Source organism: Flavobacterium sp. TSSA_36 (assembly GCF_051547165.1).
Lineage (GTDB): Bacteria > Bacteroidota > Bacteroidia > Flavobacteriales > Flavobacteriaceae > Flavobacterium.
In genome coordinates this window covers 1-1,738 of the sequence record NZ_JBPTTP010000024.1, presented here as the reverse complement: position 1 = coordinate 1,738, position 1,738 = coordinate 1, and the positions used below count along the sequence as shown (strand labels likewise).

Annotated in this window: 1 pseudogene; it reads right to left on the bottom strand. The window is 35.7% G+C overall.

Going from position 1 to position 1,738, the window contains the following annotated elements:
• Nucleotides 1–1,738, bottom strand: a pseudogene (locus ACSVH7_RS15100) (hypothetical protein); the annotation flags it as partial.

The window sequence follows — 1,738 nt, the reverse complement described above, 5'->3', positions numbered from 1 at the left end:
GATTTAGTATCAAACTACCAGTAGCATCCGGAGTGATAATGTTTATGTTTACATTATTTATCGTAGCAGGCGTTAAATCAATAAAATCATTTGATAAAATAGAGATAACATTTTTTGTGCCATTACTTCCATCTATTCCCCCTAGGTTATCATCGTCTGCAAAAACAACAGGAGGAGCTGGAGCTGGTAAATTTTCAACTTTAATTTTCACGATAGCTTGGTCACAAAGAGTTGGACTGTTCTTAGTGCATATTTCATATGTTATAGTATAGATACCTACAGGTACACCAGCTGCTACATCTATTGTACCATCCGATTTCAAAGTAAAACCGTTAGGCAGAATTATTGGCTTAAGAACTATTGTATTATAAGTGCTTGGGGATAGAATTACACCATTAAATGAATCATTCAACAAAACACTGTTTATTGTTTTTCCTGTTAAACTTATTACTTCATACAAGCCGTCGTCTACTGCATCAATGGTCACCACATTAATTGTTGCAATTGCTTCATCACATACCGTTGGATTAATTTTATCACAAATAGAATATGTAATTGTGTATGTTCCTGCAGGAGTATTGCTTGGAACTTCAACGTCACCTGTTGCTGTATTTAAAAATGGTATTAGTGCGCCATTACTTTTCGGTATTGCTGGTGCTATTAGTTTTATATTGACCAAATTTATGTTAGCATCTATCCCATTGATGGAGTCAACAGTGTTTGGGTTTTTAAATAAAACATTTCCTATGTTTGATGAGCCAATATTTCCATTAATTGTAGGGAATGTATCATCAGTGGCAAGTATCACAGGGTTGTTAACCGTAATAGTGATTGTTGCATCTGAGCAGTTATTCGGATTTAATTTTTCACAAATAGTATAATTTATGGAGTAAAATCCTGCCGGAACGCTTGCGGGAATTACTATTTCATTCGTAACAGTATCTACTTTTGGTACTGGGTAACTTTGTCCATTAGGTAATACAATATCAGTTACTGTTACTGTAATCAGATCTAATGTTACAGGTAGTCCGTTGAGAGTATCTACTCCATTCCCATGGTCTCGATTGAAGGGTGTAATTATAACTGCATTAAATGTATTGTCAACAGTAATTATATCATTTTTAGCTATTATTTCAGCTGCTCCAACAACGACGATGCTAGTGACAGTATCACAATTTGTAGAATTAACAACTTCACAGATTGTATAAGTTACATTGTAATTTCCTGCAGGAGTGGATGGCTGAACGGTTACCGTACCGTCTGGATTCAATATTAATCCAGTTGGTACGGTTACTCCTGTCAAACTTACTTGGCCTGAATTGTTGCCAATAACAACCTGAACTCCATTTAATGTATCGTTCGATGTAAGTGGTGAGGTTGTGCCTCCTGTTAGTCCATTGATTTTTGGAGTAGTTTCAGTATTAGCACAAATACTATTTTGAATTAAAATTGGTTGAGTATCCAGCGAAACACATCCTACCTCATTTGTGACATTAAATTGGTATGTTGTTCCTGAAATCAAACCGGCAATAGTAGTCGAAACAGTATTTCCGGTGATATTCCCCGGGTTAATTATCCAATTGCCTGACGGCAAATCATTTAACACAATAGTTCCTGTTGTAATTGAACACGTTGGTTGAATAACTGATGAAATACTTGGGGCAATAGATTGTATTCCCTTGTTTTCCCAGGCACAAGTAGTGGTGTTGAATACAAAGTTATCCCAACAGTTTACTTT